Annotated in this window: 9 protein-coding genes and 1 tRNA gene; 3 read left to right on the top strand and 7 right to left on the bottom strand. The window is 66.1% G+C overall.

The window, feature by feature from the left end:
- Positions 1-41: 41 nt before the first annotated feature.
- Entirely contained in the window at positions 42-1,226 is a 1,185-nt protein-coding gene (desA, locus tag MF6396_RS24235) for a delta-9 fatty acid desaturase DesA (protein WP_043861303.1), read from the top strand.
- Between the two features lie 150 nt (positions 1,227-1,376).
- Positions 1,377-2,366, top strand: a complete 990-nt coding sequence (locus MF6396_RS24230; RefSeq protein ID WP_058541701.1) for a sensor domain-containing diguanylate cyclase — start codon at positions 1,377-1,379, stop codon at positions 2,364-2,366.
- A 96-nt stretch (positions 2,367-2,462) separates the two neighbouring features.
- On the opposite strand, the gene MF6396_RS24225 is transcribed toward MF6396_RS24230, so the two are convergent.
- From MF6396_RS24225 to gabD, 3 genes are all read right to left on the bottom strand, one after another.
- Entirely contained in the window at positions 2,463-3,665 is a 1,203-nt protein-coding gene (locus MF6396_RS24225; RefSeq protein ID WP_043861305.1) for a response regulator, read from the bottom strand.
- 136 nt (positions 3,666-3,801) lie between these two features.
- The gene (gene gabT, locus MF6396_RS24220; protein ID WP_043861306.1) at positions 3,802-5,082 is read right to left on the bottom strand and encodes a 4-aminobutyrate--2-oxoglutarate transaminase; all 1,281 of its coding nucleotides are present in this window, start codon (positions 5,080-5,082) and stop codon (positions 3,802-3,804) included.
- A gap of 182 nt (positions 5,083-5,264) precedes the next feature.
- On the bottom strand, positions 5,265-6,707 hold the full coding sequence (gene gabD / locus MF6396_RS24215) for an NADP-dependent succinate-semialdehyde dehydrogenase (protein WP_043861307.1): 1,443 nt from the start codon (positions 6,705-6,707) through the stop codon (positions 5,265-5,267).
- A gap of 262 nt (positions 6,708-6,969) precedes the next feature.
- Between gabD and MF6396_RS24210 the strand changes: the two genes are divergently transcribed.
- Positions 6,970-7,046, top strand: a tRNA-Arg gene (locus MF6396_RS24210).
- A 69-nt stretch (positions 7,047-7,115) separates the two neighbouring features.
- Here MF6396_RS24210 and MF6396_RS24205 read toward each other — a convergent pair.
- The 4 genes from MF6396_RS24205 to MF6396_RS24190 form a co-directional block, all read right to left on the bottom strand.
- Positions 7,116-8,021: a hypothetical protein gene (locus MF6396_RS24205; protein WP_078481734.1), complete on the bottom strand. Its 906-nt coding sequence runs from the start codon at positions 8,019-8,021 to the stop codon at positions 7,116-7,118.
- A gap of 131 nt (positions 8,022-8,152) precedes the next feature.
- On the bottom strand, positions 8,153-8,770 hold the full coding sequence (locus tag MF6396_RS24200) for a hypothetical protein (protein ID WP_043861309.1): 618 nt from the start codon (positions 8,768-8,770) through the stop codon (positions 8,153-8,155).
- A gap of 4 nt (positions 8,771-8,774) precedes the next feature.
- Positions 8,775-9,389 carry a GAD-like domain-containing protein gene (locus tag MF6396_RS24195; protein ID WP_043861310.1) on the bottom strand — a complete coding sequence of 205 codons (615 nt, stop codon included), beginning with the start codon at positions 9,387-9,389 and terminating at the stop codon, positions 8,775-8,777.
- Positions 9,389-18,469: a hemagglutinin repeat-containing protein gene (locus MF6396_RS24190; protein WP_078481733.1), complete on the bottom strand. Its 9,081-nt coding sequence runs from the start codon at positions 18,467-18,469 to the stop codon at positions 9,389-9,391. Before MF6396_RS24190 ends, MF6396_RS24195 begins: the two co-directional genes overlap by 1 nt.
- Positions 18,470-18,475: the final 6 nt, after the last annotated feature.

Below are 18,475 nucleotides of genomic sequence, written 5' to 3'. Positions count from 1 at the left end.
CTTTGCGCTGTTTCTTTCGCTTTACGAGGGCCCACCCGCCTATGTGGTACAACGGTTTTCTCGACCTGTCAGCCTGGCAACTGCTGGCCGTCACCCTGCTGATGACCCACGTGACGATCGTCGCGGTCACGGTTTATCTGCACCGCTATTCCGCGCACCGCTCCCTGGAGCTCAATGCCGGGCTCAAGCACTTCTTCCGCTTCTGGCTGTGGCTGACCACGGCGCAGAACACCCGCGAATGGACCGCCATCCACCGCAAGCACCACGCCAAGTGCGAAACCGTCGACGACCCGCACAGCCCGGTCATCAAGGGCCTGTCCACGGTGCTGCGCAAGGGTGCCGAGCTGTACCGCGAAGAGGCGCAGAACCCCGAGACCCTGCGCATCTACGGCAAGAACTGCCCCGAGGACTGGATCGAACGCAACCTGTACTCGCGCTACAAGCTGGGCGGCATCGCGCTGATGGCGCTGATCGACGTGCTGCTGTTCGGCACCATCGGCATCACCATCTGGGCAGTGCAGATGATGTGGATTCCGTTCTGGGCCGCCGGCGTGGTCAACGGCCTGGGCCACGCGGTGGGCTACCGCAACTTCGAATGCCGCGATGCCGCCACCAACCTGGTGCCGTGGGGCATCATCATCGGCGGCGAAGAGCTGCACAACAACCACCACACCTACCCCAACTCGGCCAAGCTTTCGGTCAGGCGCTGGGAGTTCGACATGGGCTGGGCGTGGATCAAGCTGTTCACCTGGCTGCGCCTGGCCAAGGTGCAGCGCGTGGCACCCATCGCGCACCGCGTCGAGGGCAAGGGCCAGCTCGACATGGACACCGCCATGGCGATCCTCAACAACCGCTTCCAGATCATGGCGCAGTACCGCAAGCTGGTGATCGCGCCGCTGGTCAAGCAGGAGCTGATGCGCGTGGACGACTCGGTGCGCCACCAGTTCCGCCGCGCCAAGCGCCTGCTTTCGCGTGAGCCGAGCCTGCTCGAAGACCGCCACCACCAGCGCATCGAGTCGATGCTGGCGCACAGCCAGGCACTCAAGACCATCTACGAGAAGCGCCTGGCCCTGCAGCAGATCTGGGCACGCACCAGCGCCAACGGCCACGACATGCTGGCCGCGATGAAGGACTGGGTGCACGAGGCCGAGGCCAGCGGTATCCAGTCGCTGCGCGACTTCGCCGCACAGCTCAAGACCTACTCGCTGCGCCCTGCCCTGGCCTGACGCCGTTGATCGGTGCGCCCCGTCCTGGGGCGCGCCTGAGGAACTCTCCCTTCGATTTTCACTCTGACTGGCATATCGCCCGCGTGGCGGGCCGTGTCAGGCCGCACGCCCTTCGCCTTTCGATTCCGCTTTTCGAGACGCTTCGTGCACATGGTCAACAAGAACCCGCCGTCCCCGTCGTTCAGCCCACCGTCGCATCCCGCGCACACCTTGCTGGCCCTGCTGCATGCCCAGGGTGAAGTCGCGCGCCTGAGCGAGCGCGAGCAGCTGTTCAGCTCGCTGCTGGACAGTGTCAACGCGGTGCTCTGGGCCATGGACTGGGAAACCCGGCGCGTGCTGTACGTGAGCCCGGCCTACGAGCGGATTTTCGGGCGCTCGGCCGGTCTGCTGCTGGCCGATCACAACGAGTGGCGCGACAGCATCTACCCCGACGACCTGGAGTACGCCGAACGCAGCCTGGCCGAGGTGCTGGTCAAGGGCGCGGTGGAAGACCGCGAGTACCGCATCATCGCCGCCGACGGGCAGGTGCGCTGGCTCAGCGACAAGTGCTTCATCAACCAGCAGGCCGACAGCGCACAGGGCGTGATCGTGGTCGGCATGGCCGAGGACATCACCGAAAAGAAGCAGCTCGAAGGCGAGTTGCAGCGCCTGGCTACCACCGACGTGCTGACCCAGAGCAGCAACCGCCGGCACTTTTTCGAATGCGCGCACCACACCTTCGAAAAGGCACGCCAGGAGCAGGCGCCGATGGCGTTCCTGCTGCTGGACATCGATGACTTCAAGCAGGTCAACGACACCTACGGGCACCAGACGGGTGATCAGGTGCTGCAACGCATCGCCGACAGCGGCAAGGCGGTGCTGCGCCGTGGCGACCTGTTCGGGCGCATTGGCGGCGAAGAGTTCGCGGCGGTGTTTCCCGGGTGCACGCCGGAGCTGGCGCTGCAGGTGGCGCAGCGTCTGCAGCGCGAGATCCAGCGCCTTAGCTTCAGCCAGGACGAACAGGTGTTCGGGGTGACGGTGAGCCAGGGGCTGACCGGCATCGATGAGGAGGATGAAGTGCTCGACAGCCTGTTCGCACGGGCGGATGCGGCGATGTATCAGGCCAAGCGGCAGGGCAAGAACCAGATTGTCAGGGGCTGAGAGCTTGGTTGCCCGGGCGGGCCGCTTCGCCGGCAAGGCCGGCTCCTACGAGCGGCGGTGGCGTCTGTAGGAGCCGGCCTTGCCGGCGAAGCGGTCTCAGGCCTTGCGCAGCAGCTCCAGTTGCGCCAATCCCACCCTCAGCAAGCGCGCCGTCTTGCTCTCGGCCAACTGCTCCAGGCCCTGCTCGGCCGGCAGCCGCGCCAGCTGCCCGGCCAGGTTCAAGATCAGGTTCTCCCGCGAGTACACCCCGCCCCCCAACTGATACACCGAGGCAATCAGTTCGCGCAGCTCCAGCGGCAAGCGCCAGCGGGTACGCAGCGCCGAGCCGTACGCAGCGCCATACTCGTTCAACGACAACTGCACCGCATCCTCGTCCAGCTCGCCCCCGGCCAGGCTCCACTCCTGCAGGCAGCGCAGCAACGCCAGGTCGCCCAGGCAATGCAGCAAGCCGGCACAGTAGCAACGCTCCTGGTCCAGCTCCATCGACCGCGCCAGGCTGGCGGCATACTCGGCCGTGTGCAGCGACAGGCCCCAGAAATGCTCGGCATGGCGTGACAGCAACGGGTCGCTGAGCCTGGCGCTGCGCTTGAGTGCCAGGCCCATGATCAGGTTCATGCTCTGGGTGGTGCCCAGCTTGTTCAACGCCTGCAGCAGGGTCTGCACCGCACCGTCACGATGCAGCGCCGCGCTGTTGGCCGCAGCGATCAGCACCGCGGTGATCTGTGGGTCGTTGCGGATCTCTTCTTCCAGTGCCTTGAGGTTGAGCCCCTCGGGGTTGAGCGCGTGCTTGATCGCCTGCTTCACATCAGCCAGCAACGGCCCGCCATCGGCGGTGCTGCGGTGGTCTTCGAGAAACCGCGACAAGGTGATGCCCGGGCGCAATGCCGGCACCGGGCAGGCCACCGCCTCGCCGGCACCAAGCAGTTGCTCCTCCAGGCGCTGGCGCAGCAGCTCGGCATTGAGCGGCTTGCTCAGGTACGCCGTGGGCGCCAGCGGCAGCGCCTCGCGCACGCTGGCCACATCGCTGCGGCTGCTGATCAGGATGAACGGCAAGCTGCGGCGCTTGGCACGCACGCTGCGCAGCAGGTCCAGGCCGTCGATGCCGGGCAGCTCGCGGGCGGCGATGATCAGATCGGGTTGGCTGGCCAGCGCGGACAGCGCCTCGTGGCCATTGGCACAGACGTGCAGGCGGGCATCGCAGCGCACGCTGAGCAGCATGTCCTTGAGCATGTCACGCACCCACGGGTCGCCTTCGGCAATCAGCACACAGGGTGCGGTGGGTGGGTTTGAAACGGTCATCGGGCTTCTCCTGACATCTCGATGCACGCCATCCAGGGCGTCTTCCAAGGTAGCTCCTGTGCAAACCTTAGCGCCCTTGTCGGGCTTTGGGCGAAAAAAAACCCGCCGAGGCGGGTTTTTTCCTATCGCGTCACACTTACGCCAGTTCGGCGAAGCACTCTTCGATGATGGCCAGGCCCTTGTCCAGCTGCTCGTCAGGCGAGGTCAGCGGAACCAGGATGCGCAGCACGTTGCCGTAGGTACCGCACGACAGCAGGATAAGGCCCTTGTCACGCGCCTTGGCCACGACGGCTGCAACGGCAGTCGGGTTAGGGGTGTGGGAACCGGCCTTGTCGAACACCTCGACCGCGATCATCGAGCCCAGGGCACGCACGTCACCGATGATCGGGTGCTTGTCCTGGATCTTGCGCAGGCCAGTAACCAGACGCTCGCCGACTGCCTTGCTGCGGTCCAGCAGTTTTTCTTCTTCGAACACTTCCATCACGGCCAGGGCCGCGGCGCAGGCGATCGGGCTACCGGCGTAGGTGCCGCCCAGGCCGCCTGGAGCGATGGCGTCCATGTACTCGGCCTTGCCGCACACACCGGCCAGCGGGAAGCCGCCAGCGATGGATTTGGCGAAGGTGGTCAGGTCAGGCGCGACGCCCATCTGTTCCATGGCGAAGAAGGTACCGGTACGGCCAGCGCCGGTCTGTACTTCGTCGGCGATCAGCAGGATGCCGTGCTGGTCGCACAGGGCGCGCAGACGCTTCATGAACTCTTTAGGCGCGACGTAGAAACCGCCTTCGCCCTGGACCGGCTCAAGGATGATCGCAGCGATATCCTTGGCTTCGGCGTCGTTCTTGAAGATGCGTTCGATCGAAGCGATCGAGTCGTCGATGCTCACACCGTGCAGTTCGTTCGGGTAGATGGCGCGGAAGATGCCGCCTGGCATCAGGCCCATGCCGGCCGAGTACGGTACGACCTTGCCGGTCAGGCCCAGGGTCATCATGGTGCGACCGTGGTAGGCGCCGGTGAAGGCGATCACGCCGGCACGGCCGGTGGCGGCACGGGCGATCTTGATGGCGTTTTCAACGGCTTCGGAACCGGTGGTGACCAGCAGGGTTTTCTTGGCGAAATCACCCGGGATCAGCGCGTTGATCTTTTCGCACACTTCGACATACGGCTCGTAGGCCAGTACCTGGAAGCAGGTGTGGGTCAGCTTGTGCAGTTGAGCTTCAACGGCAGCGATGATTTTCGGATGCACGTGACCGGTGTTGAGTACCGCGATACCGCCGGCGAAGTCGATGAACTCGCGGCCTTCGACGTCAGTCACGGTGGCGTTCCTGGCCGACTCGGCGAAGATCGGGTGGATCTGGCCGACGCCACGTGGGACGGCGGCTACACGGCGTTGCATCAGGGATTCGTTGGTCTTGCTCATAATGTCCTCATTTCGCCACACGCAGGTGGCGCGATTCGATCGGGGCGGCCGGTATTCGACTGCAGCAGCATGCGTTGATCGACTGCTGCAGGGGCCCAGGCGGCCGGATGTCACGGTGTAAAAAAGGCCAGCGGGACGGCGCTCTCGCGCCCCGCTGGCAGAGGTAAAGCCTTACGCTGCGATCAGACGCTGATGCACAGGTATTTGATTTCGAGGTAGTCCTCGATGCCGTACTTGGAGCCTTCGCGGCCCAGGCCCGAGGCCTTGATACCACCGAACGGCGCGACCTCGTTGGAGATCAGGCCGGTGTTGATGCCGACCATGCCGTATTCCAGGGCTTCGGCGACACGGAACACACGGCTCATGTCGCGGGCATAGAAGTACGAGGCCAGGCCGAATTCGGTGTCGTTGGACATGGCGATGACTTCGGCCTCGTCCTTGAAACGGAACAGCGGAGCCAGTGGGCCGAAGGTTTCTTCCTTGGCCACGGCAGCGCTTTTCGGCACGTCGACGAGGATGGTCGGCTCGAAGAAGTTGCCTTCGATCAGCTTGCCGCCGCTCAGTACCTTGGCGCCCTTGCTCACCGCGTCAGCGATGTGCTCCTGCACCTTGGCCACGGCCTTGCCGTCGATCAGCGGGCCGGTGGTGGTGCCGTCTTCCAGGCCGTTGCCGATCTTGAGCTTGGCGACTGCCGCCTTGAGCTTCTCGGCGAACACGTCGTAGACGCCGTCCTGCACGTAGATACGGTTGGCGCAGACGCAGGTCTGGCCGTTATTGCGGTACTTGGAGATGATCGCGCCCTCGACGGCCTTGTCCAGGTCGGCGTCGTCGAACACGATGAACGGAGCGTTGCCACCCAGCTCCAGGGAAACCTTCTTGATGTCCTTGGCGCATTCGGCCATCAGCTGGCGACCGATTTCGGTCGAGCCGGTGAAGGACAGCTTGCGTACGATCGGGTTGCCGGTCAGTTCGCTGCCGATGTCGCCGGCGCTGCCGGTGACCACGCTCAGCACGCCAGCCGGGATGCCGGCACGGGTGGCCAGCTCGACCAGGGCCAGGGCCGAGTACGGGGTCTGCGAAGCGGGCTTGAGCACCATGGTGCAGCCAGCGGCCAGGGCCGGGCCGGCCTTGCGGGTGATCATCGCAGCCGGGAAGTTCCACGGGGTGATGGCCGCGGTAACGCCGATCGGCTGCTTGATCACGATCAGGCGCTTGTCGGGCTGGTGGCCCGGGATGGTGTCGCCATAGACACGCTTGGCTTCTTCGGCGAACCACTCGATGAACGAGGCGGCATAGGCGATTTCGCCCTTGGCTTCGGCCAGTGGCTTGCCCTGTTCGGAGGTCATCAGGCGGGCCAGGTCGTCCTGGTGCTCGATCATCAGTTCGAACCAGCGGCGCAGCTTGCCAGCACGCTCCTTGGCGGTCAGTGCGCGCCAGGCCGGCAGAGCCTTGTCGGCGGCCTCGATGGCGCGACGGGTTTCGGCGGCGCCCATTTTAGGCACGGTGCCGAGCACTTCACCGGTGGCCGGGTTGGTCACCTGGATCGTCTGACCGTTGTCCGCGTCCAGCCACTCTCCGTTGACGAAGGCTTGCTGGCGGAACAACTGGGCGTCTTTGAGCTGCATGTCGGGCTTCCTTAACTGCACCGTGCGAACACAGGGCGAATTATTGATTTGTAGAAAAAGGAGAGCGTTTGAAATCTCAAACGAATCCTAGGATCAACGGGAACAAAGGACAATAGGGTGTTCGAAAAAAAGAACAAAAAGCCTAGCAGACCCTGAAATTTCAGATCAACGTCACTTTTGCGCCAGCGAGTGTTCGGAATCGAACACAACATTACTGGCGATGGACGGCAAGGGTGCAGATGGGTATCATGGCGCCCGCGTTGCACTCGTAGCTCAGCTGGATAGAGTACTGCCCTCCGAAGGCAGGGGTCGTGGGTTCGAATCCCGCCGAGTGCGCCATCTACGACAAAAGGCCCAGGTGAAAACCCGGGCCTTTTTTCATGGGCGCGCAAAAGGGGCAGGCCGGGCTCAGACCGTGCGCTCGCCCTCTATCAGCTGCCCCTGGCTGTTGCCATGCAATGCCGAATACCTGGCCAACTGCCCCAGCCGCCGATCCAGCTCCTGCAGCAGGCGGTTGCGCCGGGTGGTCACCTCATTGCCGTTGAACAGCCCGGGCTCGACGGTATACAGGTTGAATATCTGGTTGATCGCGGCCGGCCCGGCGATCACATGGTTTTCCTGCGAGCTGTGGTTGTACAGCGCCACCATCTGCCCGGTCTGGGTGTCGGCAGGGCGCGCGAACAGCATGCTCACTGTCTGCCCGGTGCGGATGCGCACGGCGCTGTCGGCGAACTGGAAACACGCTTCCCTGCCATCGCGCAGCTTCACCCAGAACTCATGCTCCTGGATGTTGTGGCTGCTCACGTGCATCGACGACGAACTGCCGCCGATGGAGCCGTAGCCGTCGATCATGTAGCCGCCGCCGGAATGGTGCGAGTGGCTGGCGCTGAGGTGGGTCTGGTTGCGCTTCTGAGTGTCGAGAATCTCGCCGGTGACCACGAAGAAATGCAACTGGCGATCGTAGTGGTTGAACGGCTCGTCGATGAAGTTGGGGTCGTCGGGCGACAGGCTGATGTCATACATGGTGCGCACCATTTCCTCGCGCGCGGCCTTGTCGTGCCTGGCGCGCTCCTTGAGCTCGACGCGGCGCACCTTGGCGTCGTCGATGGCCTTGAGCGCCTGGGCCTTGAGGATCGGGGTTTTCTCCTGGGCGTAGGCGGCGGCCTTTTCGCTGGCCTCCTTGAGCACCGGCGCGGCCTTCTGGCCGGCCTCCACGGCCAGCTCCCTGGCCTTGGTCAGCGCCTGGGCCGCCTTGGCGGCAAGTTCGGGGTTGGCGTCGACGGCTTTCTTTTTCAGGTCATCCCAGAGACTCATTCTCTATCCTCTCAACGCTTGATCGATCAACCGCACAGGTGCGGGGCGCTGGAGAGTCTACAGGCAGTGCCGGAGGTTTTGGCAGGCGGTGCGGGCCTGTTCGCCGTCGATGCCGGCTCTGCTGATACCTGTCAACCGGCCACCAACAGCCGGTCCTGCAGCACCACGCTCATGCCCCCCAGCCGCCACAGCTCGAAATAACGCGCAAAATCCACCTCCAGCGCCAGCAGCGGCGCCGCGATGTACCACGCCAGGTAATAGTCAGCGGCAATCCCGTACAACGCTTCGAGCAGCGCGTACATCGGCAGTTGGCTGTCACGCACGTCCTCGATGACCGTGTCGGCGAAATGCTCGAACACCCAGGCATTCGGCGCATCGCTCTGCAACGCCTTCAACGCCACCTCGCGGCTTACCACCTCGACCACAGGCTGCCAGTGGGCCTGCTCCGGCCACGGCCCCTGGGTGGACAGGCAGTACCGTGCCTGTTCGTTCCACCAGGCCAGCGCCGCGGCCTTGAGCCGGCCTTCATCGCAGCCGCGCTGCGGCAACAGGTACAGGCTGCTGTCCAGCGAACCTGCCGCCAGCACCTGCTGCGCCCGCGCCTGCAAGGCATCGGCCTGGGCAAAGCCGGCAAAGATCTGCGCCAGCTCCGCGTCGCTGCCATGCTCCTTGAACAAGCCGAGAAAGTGCGAGCTGTCGAGCACGACGCGACCTTCGCGGCACGCTATCCAGTCATCGAGCAGGGTCATGCGCTCAGCGACCGAACTGGCGAAGAATCGTCAGGTGCACATCCAGCTGCAGCTTACGCAGGTTGCCCAGCACCGCCTTGCCGCCCATCACCAGCGCGGGCTCGAAGCCGTACAGCTCCTGCTCGCCCAGCGGGCCCAGGGCCTGCAGCGCACGCTCGAACAGGAACTCGCCATCGGCGTCCTCCATGTCGAAGTCCTCGCGCTCGACCATCGACAGGAACGACTGCAGCTCCAGGTCCGGGTTGCTGCAGGGCACGTTCTTTTCGCTGCTCATGGCGTACACGCGGTTGTACGCACACAGCACGATCAGCTTGCGGCCATAGGTTTCGCCCCATGCATAGAGGTCGCCAAAGGCCGTGCGGCCGATCACATGGTAGGTGTCCAGCTTTTCGAACTCGGTGCCTTGCAGCCACATGTCCAGCAGGTGCTGGTAGTCGTGCGGGTTGACCAGCCAGAACAGGCCGTCGGCATAGCTGCCCCACCCCTGCTCCTGCCAATACTCCAGCAGTTTGTCCGGCAGGCGGCCACGGTACTGCGCGATGCTTTCGGCCGGCACGGGCCGCTGATGGGCAGGCTCGCCCATGGCCTCGATAAACATCTCGAGAAATGCGTCCTTCATCACTGACTGGCTCCCCTGGCTAGCTCTAACCTGATGTTCAATTTGGCACTGCCGTTGCCCGCCTCCACCGCCTTGCGCACGGTTTCGTCCAGCAGCGGCAACCGGCTCGACCAGCTGGCGCCGATCGACGAGTTGACGTTCGAATTGCCCATTCTAACAGGGTCGGGTTTTACCCACCCGCCAGCTACCATGTCGGGCTCGTGCAGTGCGGCCAGGTTCGACTTGATTTCCTTGGCCCGTGCCTTGGCCATCTGCGCCGCGACCTTGGGGTCGACGCCGTTGTTGACCAGGCCCTTCTGGATGTTCTCGGCCACGCTGCGCTCGAATTCGCGGCCGAACTTGCGCTGCAGCGCCACCGCGTCGGGGTTGCGCCCGGTGCTGTCGAACGCCTCGCGGGCGAACTTGAACTCGTCGGCCGTCATGTTGTTGATGGCGTCCTGCTGGGCCTGCAACTGCTTGTTGTATTCCTTGAGGTACGCCTGCTGCTCGGTGGGCGTCATCTCCTTGTAGCGCGGGTTGTCATAGGGGTTGAACTGCTTCACGGGCAGTTCGTCCAGGCGCTCGACGGTGGCCACGGTGCCCGCACCCGCCGCCGGCTTGCCGGCAGGGGGCAGCTCGACCTTGGCCACCGGCGCTTCCTTGACCAGCACTTCGGCCTTGGCGGCCATTTTTTCCAGACCCGCCCGGCCCATCTTGATGCCGGTCTTGGCCAGCGTCACGCCGGCCTTGGCCGCGCCGCCTACGCCGGTGGCAATGCTGCCGGCCTGCCACACGATCTCGCCCAGGTCACGCCCCAGTTGCATGGCGTGCTCGTCACCGCCTACCTCCAGCGCCAGGGTCACGCGGTCGATCTTGGCGTTGAGTTCATCCACCACATCGGCGCCCAGCTTGTCGCGCGCCTCCTGGTTGGAAATCAGTTCCTTGATGCCCTTGAGGCCATCGATAGGGTGCGCGATGAACTGCGCCAGCCCCTCGATATCGTTGATGCCGGCCTCGACCAGGCCACGCCCCACGCCAACCTGGGTCAGCAGGTCCTGCTTCTTGCTGATGAAGCCCCACTTGGCAATGACCTTGAGCTCGTCCGCCAGGCCCTCGGCTTCCTTGAGCTCCTTCTTGGCCTGCACCAGTTGCTGGGTGGCCAGCCAGTTGTTGTCGGTGGCGGCGCCAGCGGCGGTGTTGGCGGTGGCGGCATCCAGGCCGGTGCTGGCGGCCAGCCCGGTGACCAGGCTGGTGATCAGGTTGCGCTTGGCTTCACGTTGCGCCTCGGACTCGTTGGGGCTGGCTTCGGAGAACAACCCGGTGAGCACGCTCGATGCCGCCGCCCCGGCCGCACCGCTGCCACAACTCTGGCTGCTGGCCGCCGCGCCCGCGCAGGCGAGGATGCCGTGCAGCGCCGCGTGTACCGGCGAGCCTTCGATAAGGCTGCCGTTGGCCACCAGCTCGCCGATATAGCCCGCGCCCTGCTGCTGCACGTAGTTGACCACCAGGCCCTGCATGAACGCCGTGTTGCCGGCGCTGATGTTGCCGCTGGCCGCACCCACCAGCGCGGTGGTGATCTGCCGGTAGGTGCCGCCGGCGCCCCAGTTTTCGGCAATGCCGTCGGCCTGATGGCGCAGGTCGCTGGCCGCCAGCAGCAAGGCAGTACGCTCGCCGTCGCCCAGTTCCGGGTTGGCGGCCTTGGCTTCGGCCTCCTTGGCCTGGTTGCGCTTGGCGTCGACTTCCTTGGCCTTGTTGTTGAGCAGGGTGCCCGCCTCGTTGGCGAACGCGCCGACGATCTCGAACCCGGCGCGAATCTGCTCCTCGTTGAAGATCGGCTTCAGCGCATTGCTGCCATCGCGGTCGCTGGACACGTCGCGGTTGAGGCTGGCTATGGCCTCGTCCACGCTCTTGCCGGTGCGTTTGTGCTGCTCGGCCGCATCGGTGATGACGATACTGCCACCACTGATACCGCTGCGGGTCACGCGGCTGGCGCTATCGCTGGCACTGATGGCGATCGGCATGCTCACACCGATGTCGTTCTCGTTTTTGGCAAGGTCGGTGCCAGGGGTTTGCGTGGCGCCGCTGGTGGCGTTGCCCTGCTGGTCCTTGCCGACCTCGCGGTAACCGCCGCCAAGGCTCAGGCTGCTGCCCTTGTACTCGGCCTCGTTCCTGATGTCGCGGCTGGTCAGGCTGGCGGTGACCAGGCGGTTGCTGCCGTCCTGCACGGCCTTGTCGCTGCTGGCGATCACTGCGCCCACCAGGTCGGTGTTGCCGGCCACGTAGATATCGAAGCCGCCGTCGCCGGCCTTGATCCCCGACTGCTCGGTGACGCTGGCGTACTTGGAGTCGATGTCGGTGGCGCCGAAGCTGCCGCTGGCACCACTGACCGAGCTCATGCCATAGCAGAACGGCGGAATGCACAGGCTGATACCCACGCCCAGGCTCTTCTCGTCCACGGTGTAGGTGCTGGTGTCCTGCAGGCTCTCGATGTTGAGGTTGCCGCCCACGTCCATCACCACCTGCTTGCCGCTGACCACCGCGCCCTTGAGGTTGGTGTCGCCGCCCGAAACCATGACCAGCTGGTTGCCGGCATCGATATGGGTGTTGGTGTGGGTGAGGTCCTCGCCATCGGCTTCGCCGCGATTGCCCGACACCCCGAGGTCGAGGGTGAAGCCGTTGCGTGTGCCGCCCAGCGACAGGCCGATACCGACGCTGGCACTGCTGCCGGTGCTGTCGGTCTGCTGGGTGCTGGTGTTGGTGGCGGCCAGCAGGTTGATGTCGCCGTCGGCCAGCAGGCTGGCATTGTTGCCGGCCTTGATCTGGCTGCCGCGCACGGTGAGGGTGCTGTCCTCGTCGGCGCCGGTGGCGATCAGGCGCACGTCGTTGCCAGCGACGATGGTCGAGCCGGCAGCGGTATCGCTGTGCTGCTCGGTGGTGCTCTGGTTCTTCTTGGTGCCCAGCGACAGGCTCAGGTTGATCCCCCCCGCCGAACCCGGATCGGTGGCCACCGCGGTGGCCGCGTTGTTGGCCGCCAGTGCCGCGGTGGCCGCGGCCAGCGCCTTCATGCGCCCGTCTTCGGTCTTGTCCGAGGCCTGCTTCATCTGCTGGGTGGTCTGGATGGCGCTGATCACCGGGTTGGTCAGGGTCAGCGACACGCCGGTCTGCTTGAACAGGGTCTGGCGCTCACGCTCGCTGGTGTTGCGCGCCTCGACGATGGCGATCTTCTCGGCACGGATATCCACGTCGCCCTTGGGCGCCATGACCTGGCTGCCGACCTGGCGATAGCTTTTGCCGGCCTCGATCAGCACGTCGCCTTCGGTGGAGCCGACGGTGCTGGCCACCGCGGTGGTGCTGGTGGTCATGTCCTTGACCCGCTGCTCCTGGGTGCCGACGGTCACGGCGATGCCACCACCGCTGAACAGGCCGCTGGTCTTCTCGGTCTTGTCGTGGCGCTCGCTGCGGCTATCGCTGGCCGCCGCGATGTTGACGTCGTTGCCCGCCACCAGGATGGTCTGCTGGCTGGACACCACGTTGGCGCCCTGCAGGTTGATGTCGCGCCCGCCCTGCACGTAGGTGTGCTCGCCGCTGAGGGTCGAGCCCTGGGCGGTGGTTTCGCTGAGCGTGTCACGGGTGGTTCTGGTGGTCTTGGAGAACATGCCGTTGCCGCCGGTGACCTTGTGCGCCTCGTCGGCGAACTGGTAGTTCTGCCCGGCCATCAGGTTCACGTCGCGGCCGGCGTCGGCCATCACCATGCCCTGCTCGCTGCTGGCCTGGCTGGCGCGCAGGTTGATGTCCTGACCGGCCTTGAGGCTGACGTCGCCGGTGCCCTGCACATTGCTGCCCACCTCGGTGCGGCTGGCGTCCTTGCGCCAGTTGCTGCTGTTCCAGGTGATCGACTGCTGGTGCGACTCGGTGACGGTGGTCAGGTTCAGGTTGTTGCCGGCCACCAGTTGCGTGCTGCCGTTGGCACCGGCGTTGACCACCTGGGCGCCGGCCAGGTTGATGTCGTTGCCGGCCGAGGCCGTGAGCGTGCCGCCGGCGCCGCTGACGAACAGCCCGGCCACCCGCGACAGGTTGCTGCGCGTGCCCTGCTCGCTGCTGCTGTCATGGGTGCTGGAGATGACGTTGAGGTCGTTGCCGGCGCTGATCGCCAGGCTGTCCACGGCGCCGATCAGGCCGCCGAGGTTGTCGAGGTTCTCGCGTGCCTGCACCGACACCTTGTCGGCCTGGATACGCCCGCCGAGGTTCTCCACATTCTGCGCGGTGAGCGTCAGGATGCTGCGCCCGCCGAGGCTGCCGCTGTTGCTCAGGGTGTCGTTCACGTCGAGCTTGAGCTGCTGGCCGGCCATCAACGCACCCGCGCCGTTGAGGTCGCCCTGCTGCACCCGCACGTACACCTGCGGCACCAGCACCCTGCGGGTTTCGCCGCCGGCCACGGTCACCTGTTTTTCCACCAGCCACACGATGTCGCTGGTCAGCTGGGCCATCTGCTCGGCGCTCAGCGCCACACCCGGCACCAGTTGCCAGGTGTTGGCCACGGTGACCGCGTTGTCGAGCAGCGCGCGGTACTGTTCCTCGTCGTTGGCATAGCCGTCGATGAAGCGCCGGCCAGTGAGCTGGGCGACCTGTTCGCGAATCAGCTTCTGTTCGTAGAAGCCGTCGCCCAGGCGTTGCAGGGTCTGCCCCGGGTCCAGGTGCAACTGTTGCAGCATGTAGTCGGACGACAGCCAGTTGCGGTAGCCGGCAAAGCGCGGGTCGGTCTCCACCAGATAATTGCGCACCGCCTGCGGGTTGCTGTCGAACAGGCTGTTGCTCGGCAGGGTCAGCACCGGGCCGCCGGTGCGGATCTGCTCGCCGACGCCTTCGGCATCGAGCCCGGCCTGCGCCGCCACCTCGATGATCGGCGCCACCTGGTAGGCATTGGCGGTGGCGCTGTCCACCGCGCCGGCGCCGGCGGCCTGCTGGTCGCTCAGCTGGCTGGCATGGCCGCCGAGCTGGGTGCCGCTGCCGGTGACGGCGGCCAGCTCCTGCCATACGGTGGGCTGCAGCGAGATTTCCTGGATCAGCGGCGCGGGCACATAACCGGCCACGCGGGCGCCCTGGCGGTCGCGGCCCTTGCGCTGGATACGGTAGAAGTTGGTCACCGTGCCGCTGTCGGTGGTGACCTGCTGGCCCTTGAACTCGGTGTTCACCAGGCTGCCGATGGCGCCCTGCAGCAGGCCGCCGGCGATGATCCGGCTCTTGTCGTTGAGCACTTCGCCGGCGTTGATGACCAGGTTGCCGCCGGCCAGGATCTGCCCCGGCGCCGAGGTGGCGATCTGGGTTTCGCGCACCACGCGGGTCACGTCGTAGCGGTTCCAGTTGTCCTTCTGGCCCTCGGGGGTGATCAGGTACTGCACTTCGTTGTGGCGGAACGTGACCTGGTCGGCCTGGTAGCGGTTGGGCGAGCCGGCCAGCTGGAATTCCTGGAAGCTCTGGCGGCTGATTTCCACGTCGCGGGTGCTGAAGTGGTTGTTGAGGTTGCGCAGGGTCTGCACGTCCAGCGCCATGTGCCCCAGCGACTCGATGGTGGCGCTGGCGTTGGTCAGCAGCGCGGCGCGGCCGCTGGCGTGGTCGGCGTCATCCAGCGTGGCGCCGATGGCCATGTCGCCGGCACTGAAGATCAGCGCCGCTTCGCTGTTGTCGATCTGCGTGGCGCCGATGTCCAGGCGCGCACGGGCGGCGATGGCACCGGAGCGGTCGCCCTCGTTGGCGTTGACCAGGGTGCCGGCAGCGATGCCCAACTGGTCGCCGTAGATGCGACCGGTGCCCAGGTTGTACAGCACGCCGGTTTGCAGGCGTACCTTCTGGCCGTCGATCAGGCCACGGTTGGTCAGGCTCTGGTGGGCAGTGATGCGCACCTGGTCGGCACTGATTTCACCCTCGGCGCGGTTGTCCAGGGTACTGGCGTCGAGCAGCATGGAGCGGCCGGCCAGCAGCTTGCCGCTGTTGTTCAGCGCACCGCCGGTCTGCACGTCGAGGGTGCCGTTGGCCTGCAGCAGGCCACTGAGTTCAAGGCCTGCGAGCAGGCGCAGGGTCAGGTCGCCCAGGCTCACGGCCTGACCGTTGCCACTGTAGTAGGCGGCGTTCAGGCTCAGCGACTGGCCGGCCAGCAGGCGCCCGTCGAGGTTGCTGATGCTCTGGCGGCGCGCAGCGGGGTCACGGTCGGTAATGTTCAGGTGCTGGCTGGAGCTGATCAGCCCGCCCGCGTTGTCCAGCAGTTGGCTGACGCCGATGTCCAGCGTGGTGTCGGCGCGAATCACACCGGCCTGGTTGCCCAGCACGTCGGACTCAAGGCGCAGGGCGTGCCCTTGCAGGCCCTGGTTGTCGGCCTGGGTGGCGTTGTTGGCGAGGGTGCCGGTCGACACATGCAGCAAACCGGCGGAGCGGATCAGGCCGCCCTGGTTGTCCACCCGTTCGGCCGAGGCCACGTCGATGGCGCCCAGCGCCTGGATCTGCCCGGCCTGGTTGTTCAGCCGCAGGCCCTGCACCTGCACACTGTCGGCGCCGACGATGCGCCCGCCGGCGTTGGTCACGTCGGCGGCCAGCAGTTGCATCGCGCCCTTGGCCGAAATGTAACCGCCGGCGTTGCTCAGGTGCGCGCTGTGAATCTCCAGCGCACCCTGGCTGATGATGCCCTTGCCGCTGCCATCGTCGAGGTTGACCAGTGCCTGTTCGCCGGTATCGATGTACAGCCTGCCCTGGGACTGGATCAGCCCGCCGGCGTTTTCCAGGCGCCCGCTGCGCACGTCCAGGGTGCTGCGCGCATCCAGGGTGCCCTGGGCGTTCTGCAGCAGTTGGCCATTGCTGTTCAGGTTGAGTGCCAGGCCGCTGATCACGCCGCCACTGTTGTCGATACCCTGAGCGTTCACCACGATGTCGCCCGCCGCTTCCAGGCGCCCGCCCACGTTGCCCAGCTGGCTGTCGCGTGCAGTCAGCAGCAGGGCGCCCTGTACCGAGCCGACCGTACCGCCGCTGTTGTTCAGGTGCGCCGCAGTCAGCGTCATCTGGCGGATCGCGGCGAAGGTGCCGGCGGTGTTGAACAGCTCGCCAGCGCCCGCAAGCAGTGTGCCGCCGGCGCTCACGGTGCCGCTGCGGTTGTCCAGCGTGCCGGCGTTGAACACGCCGTTGCCGCTGGCCGCAAGGGTGCCGCCGGTGTTATCGAGCAGGCCCTGGGTGGTGACCGCAAGGCTGCCTCCCTGGGTGGCCAGGACCTTGCCGCCGCGGTTGGACAGGGTGTCGGCCTCGATCGATACGTCCTTGCCCTGAGCCACGCCGGCGTCGAGCTGTACCTGGCCGGCCTTGAGCTGCAGGGTGCCGGTGCTGACCAGCGTGCCCTGCGCGCTGTCGAGCGTCGTGGCAGACAACTGCAGGGTGCCGGCGCCGGCATGCTCGACGCGGCCCTGGGTGTTGACCACGGTGGCGGCGCTGAGCGTGGCATGGGTCGCGTTGCTGGCGATGCGGCCACTGCGGTTGTCGAGGGTGCCGTCGACCTTGATCGAGGTGCTGCCCTTGCCGCTCTGGGTCAGCTCGCCGCCCACGTTCGACAGCTCGCCGGCGCGTACTTGCAGGTTGCCCGCCACCACCTTGGCGGCGTCGCTGCGCAGGGTCTGGCGGGCGGTGGCACTGAGGGTCTTGCTGGCATCGACGCTGGCGTTGGCGAGGTTGATGTCGCCGCCGGTGAGGGTGATGTTGCCGGCCACGTTACGGCTGGCGCTCAGGTCGACGTCGCCTGCACTGACCTGCAGGTCGCCGCCGGCCAGGTGTTCGCCGTGGGCCTGCACGCGCTGCGCGGTGAGGGTCAGGTTGCCAGCCTTGCCCAGCTTGCCGCTCTCGTCCAGCCCGGCAGCCAGTGCCGAGCCCTTGCTGCTGGTGATGGTCGACTGCGCGCCGGTCGCCTTGAGTTCGACATTGGCCTGGCTGGCCAGGGTGCCGCTGTTGTTCAGGTCGCCGGCGCTGCTCAGCTGCAGGTCGCCCTTGGCATAGACCGTGCCGCTGTTGTCGACCCCGCCCTCGGCGGCGACGCGGGTGGCGCCGGCACTGCTGAGGGTGCCGCTATTGAGCAGCTTGCCGTCGGCGCTGATCACCACTTCGCCGGCGCCGGCACCGATCGTGCCGGCGTTGCGCACGCCCACACCGCCCTCGGTGCCCACCAGCATGATCTTGCCGGCGTACATGCCGCCGAGCTTGGCCACGTCGATGGCGACTGCGGGGGCCTCCTCGTCGCTGCCTGCCAGCCGGGTTGCGCGGGTGTTGTCGGCGTTGACCTGGTTGCGCCCGGCGGTGACTTTCAGGTCCTTGGCCCAGATGCCGGCGTTGACCTGCACGCTCTGCGCGATCAGGTCGGTGTAGTCGGCGTCGGCGCTGTCCAGGCCCTTGCCCTGGATGCTGAGGGTACCGCCCTTGACCTGGTAGCCGGTGATGCGGCCGTTCTCAAGCTGCGCCTGGCCGGTGGTCAGGGTGGCACGGTTGGCGTTGATGAAGCCGCAGCCGTCGCAGGTGACGCCGGCCGGGTTGGCGATCACCACCTGGGCGCGTTGCCCGGCCACTTCCACATAGCCGCGCAACTGGCTGGGGTTGCTCGCGTTGACCTCGTTGAGGATCACCCGCGCACTGCCCTTGCTCAGGTTGCCGTTGCCCTGGATCCAGCCACCCAGCTGGGTCTGGCTGGCCTTGACGCCGTTGTTGAGGATGACCCCGCGCTTGTCCACGTCGAACTGGCTGTAGGTATTGCGCGACACGCCGGCGGCGCTGGGGGCGGTGATGTTCACCTGCGGCGTGCCGTTGGCACTCTGGCCCACGTTCGGGCGCTGGGCTGCTGGCGCACGCCCATCGGCGACCACCCCGGCAGCCCAGGAAGGTGCAGCGTCCAGCGCCACCAGGCCGAGGGCGAGCATCATTGCGAAACGCAGGCGGCCCAGTTCGGCCAGTGTGCCGGCCGAGCCGGCCACGGGCCCGGTGGTGGTGCCCGGCGCCTTGCCCTGGCTGGCGACGTTCTCGGCAACCACCATCAGCAGCCCGCGAGCCTTGTTGAAAACGATACGGTAGAGATGCTTGTTCATTGCAAT

The organism is Pseudomonas sp. MF6396 (assembly GCF_002018915.1).
GTDB lineage: Bacteria > Pseudomonadota > Gammaproteobacteria > Pseudomonadales > Pseudomonadaceae > Aquipseudomonas > Aquipseudomonas palmensis.
This window is presented reverse-complemented; position numbering and strand designations above follow the sequence as displayed.

Coding starts and splice junctions, on each gene's coding strand:
- desA (WP_043861303.1), top strand. CDS start 42: ATGTGGTACAACGGTTTTCTCGACCTGTCAGCCTGGCAACTGCTGGCC.
- MF6396_RS24230 (WP_058541701.1), top strand. CDS start 1,377: ATGGTCAACAAGAACCCGCCGTCCCCGTCGTTCAGCCCACCGTCGCAT.
- MF6396_RS24225 (WP_043861305.1), bottom strand. CDS start 3,665: ATGACCGTTTCAAACCCACCCACCGCACCCTGTGTGCTGATTGCCGAA.
- gabT (WP_043861306.1), bottom strand. CDS start 5,082: ATGAGCAAGACCAACGAATCCCTGATGCAACGCCGTGTAGCCGCCGTC.
- gabD (WP_043861307.1), bottom strand. CDS start 6,707: ATGCAGCTCAAAGACGCCCAGTTGTTCCGCCAGCAAGCCTTCGTCAAC.
- MF6396_RS24205 (WP_078481734.1), bottom strand. CDS start 8,021: ATGAGTCTCTGGGATGACCTGAAAAAGAAAGCCGTCGACGCCAACCCC.
- MF6396_RS24200 (WP_043861309.1), bottom strand. CDS start 8,770: ATGACCCTGCTCGATGACTGGATAGCGTGCCGCGAAGGTCGCGTCGTG.
- MF6396_RS24195 (WP_043861310.1), bottom strand. CDS start 9,389: ATGAAGGACGCATTTCTCGAGATGTTTATCGAGGCCATGGGCGAGCCT.
- MF6396_RS24190 (WP_078481733.1), bottom strand. CDS start 18,469: ATGAACAAGCATCTCTACCGTATCGTTTTCAACAAGGCTCGCGGGCTG.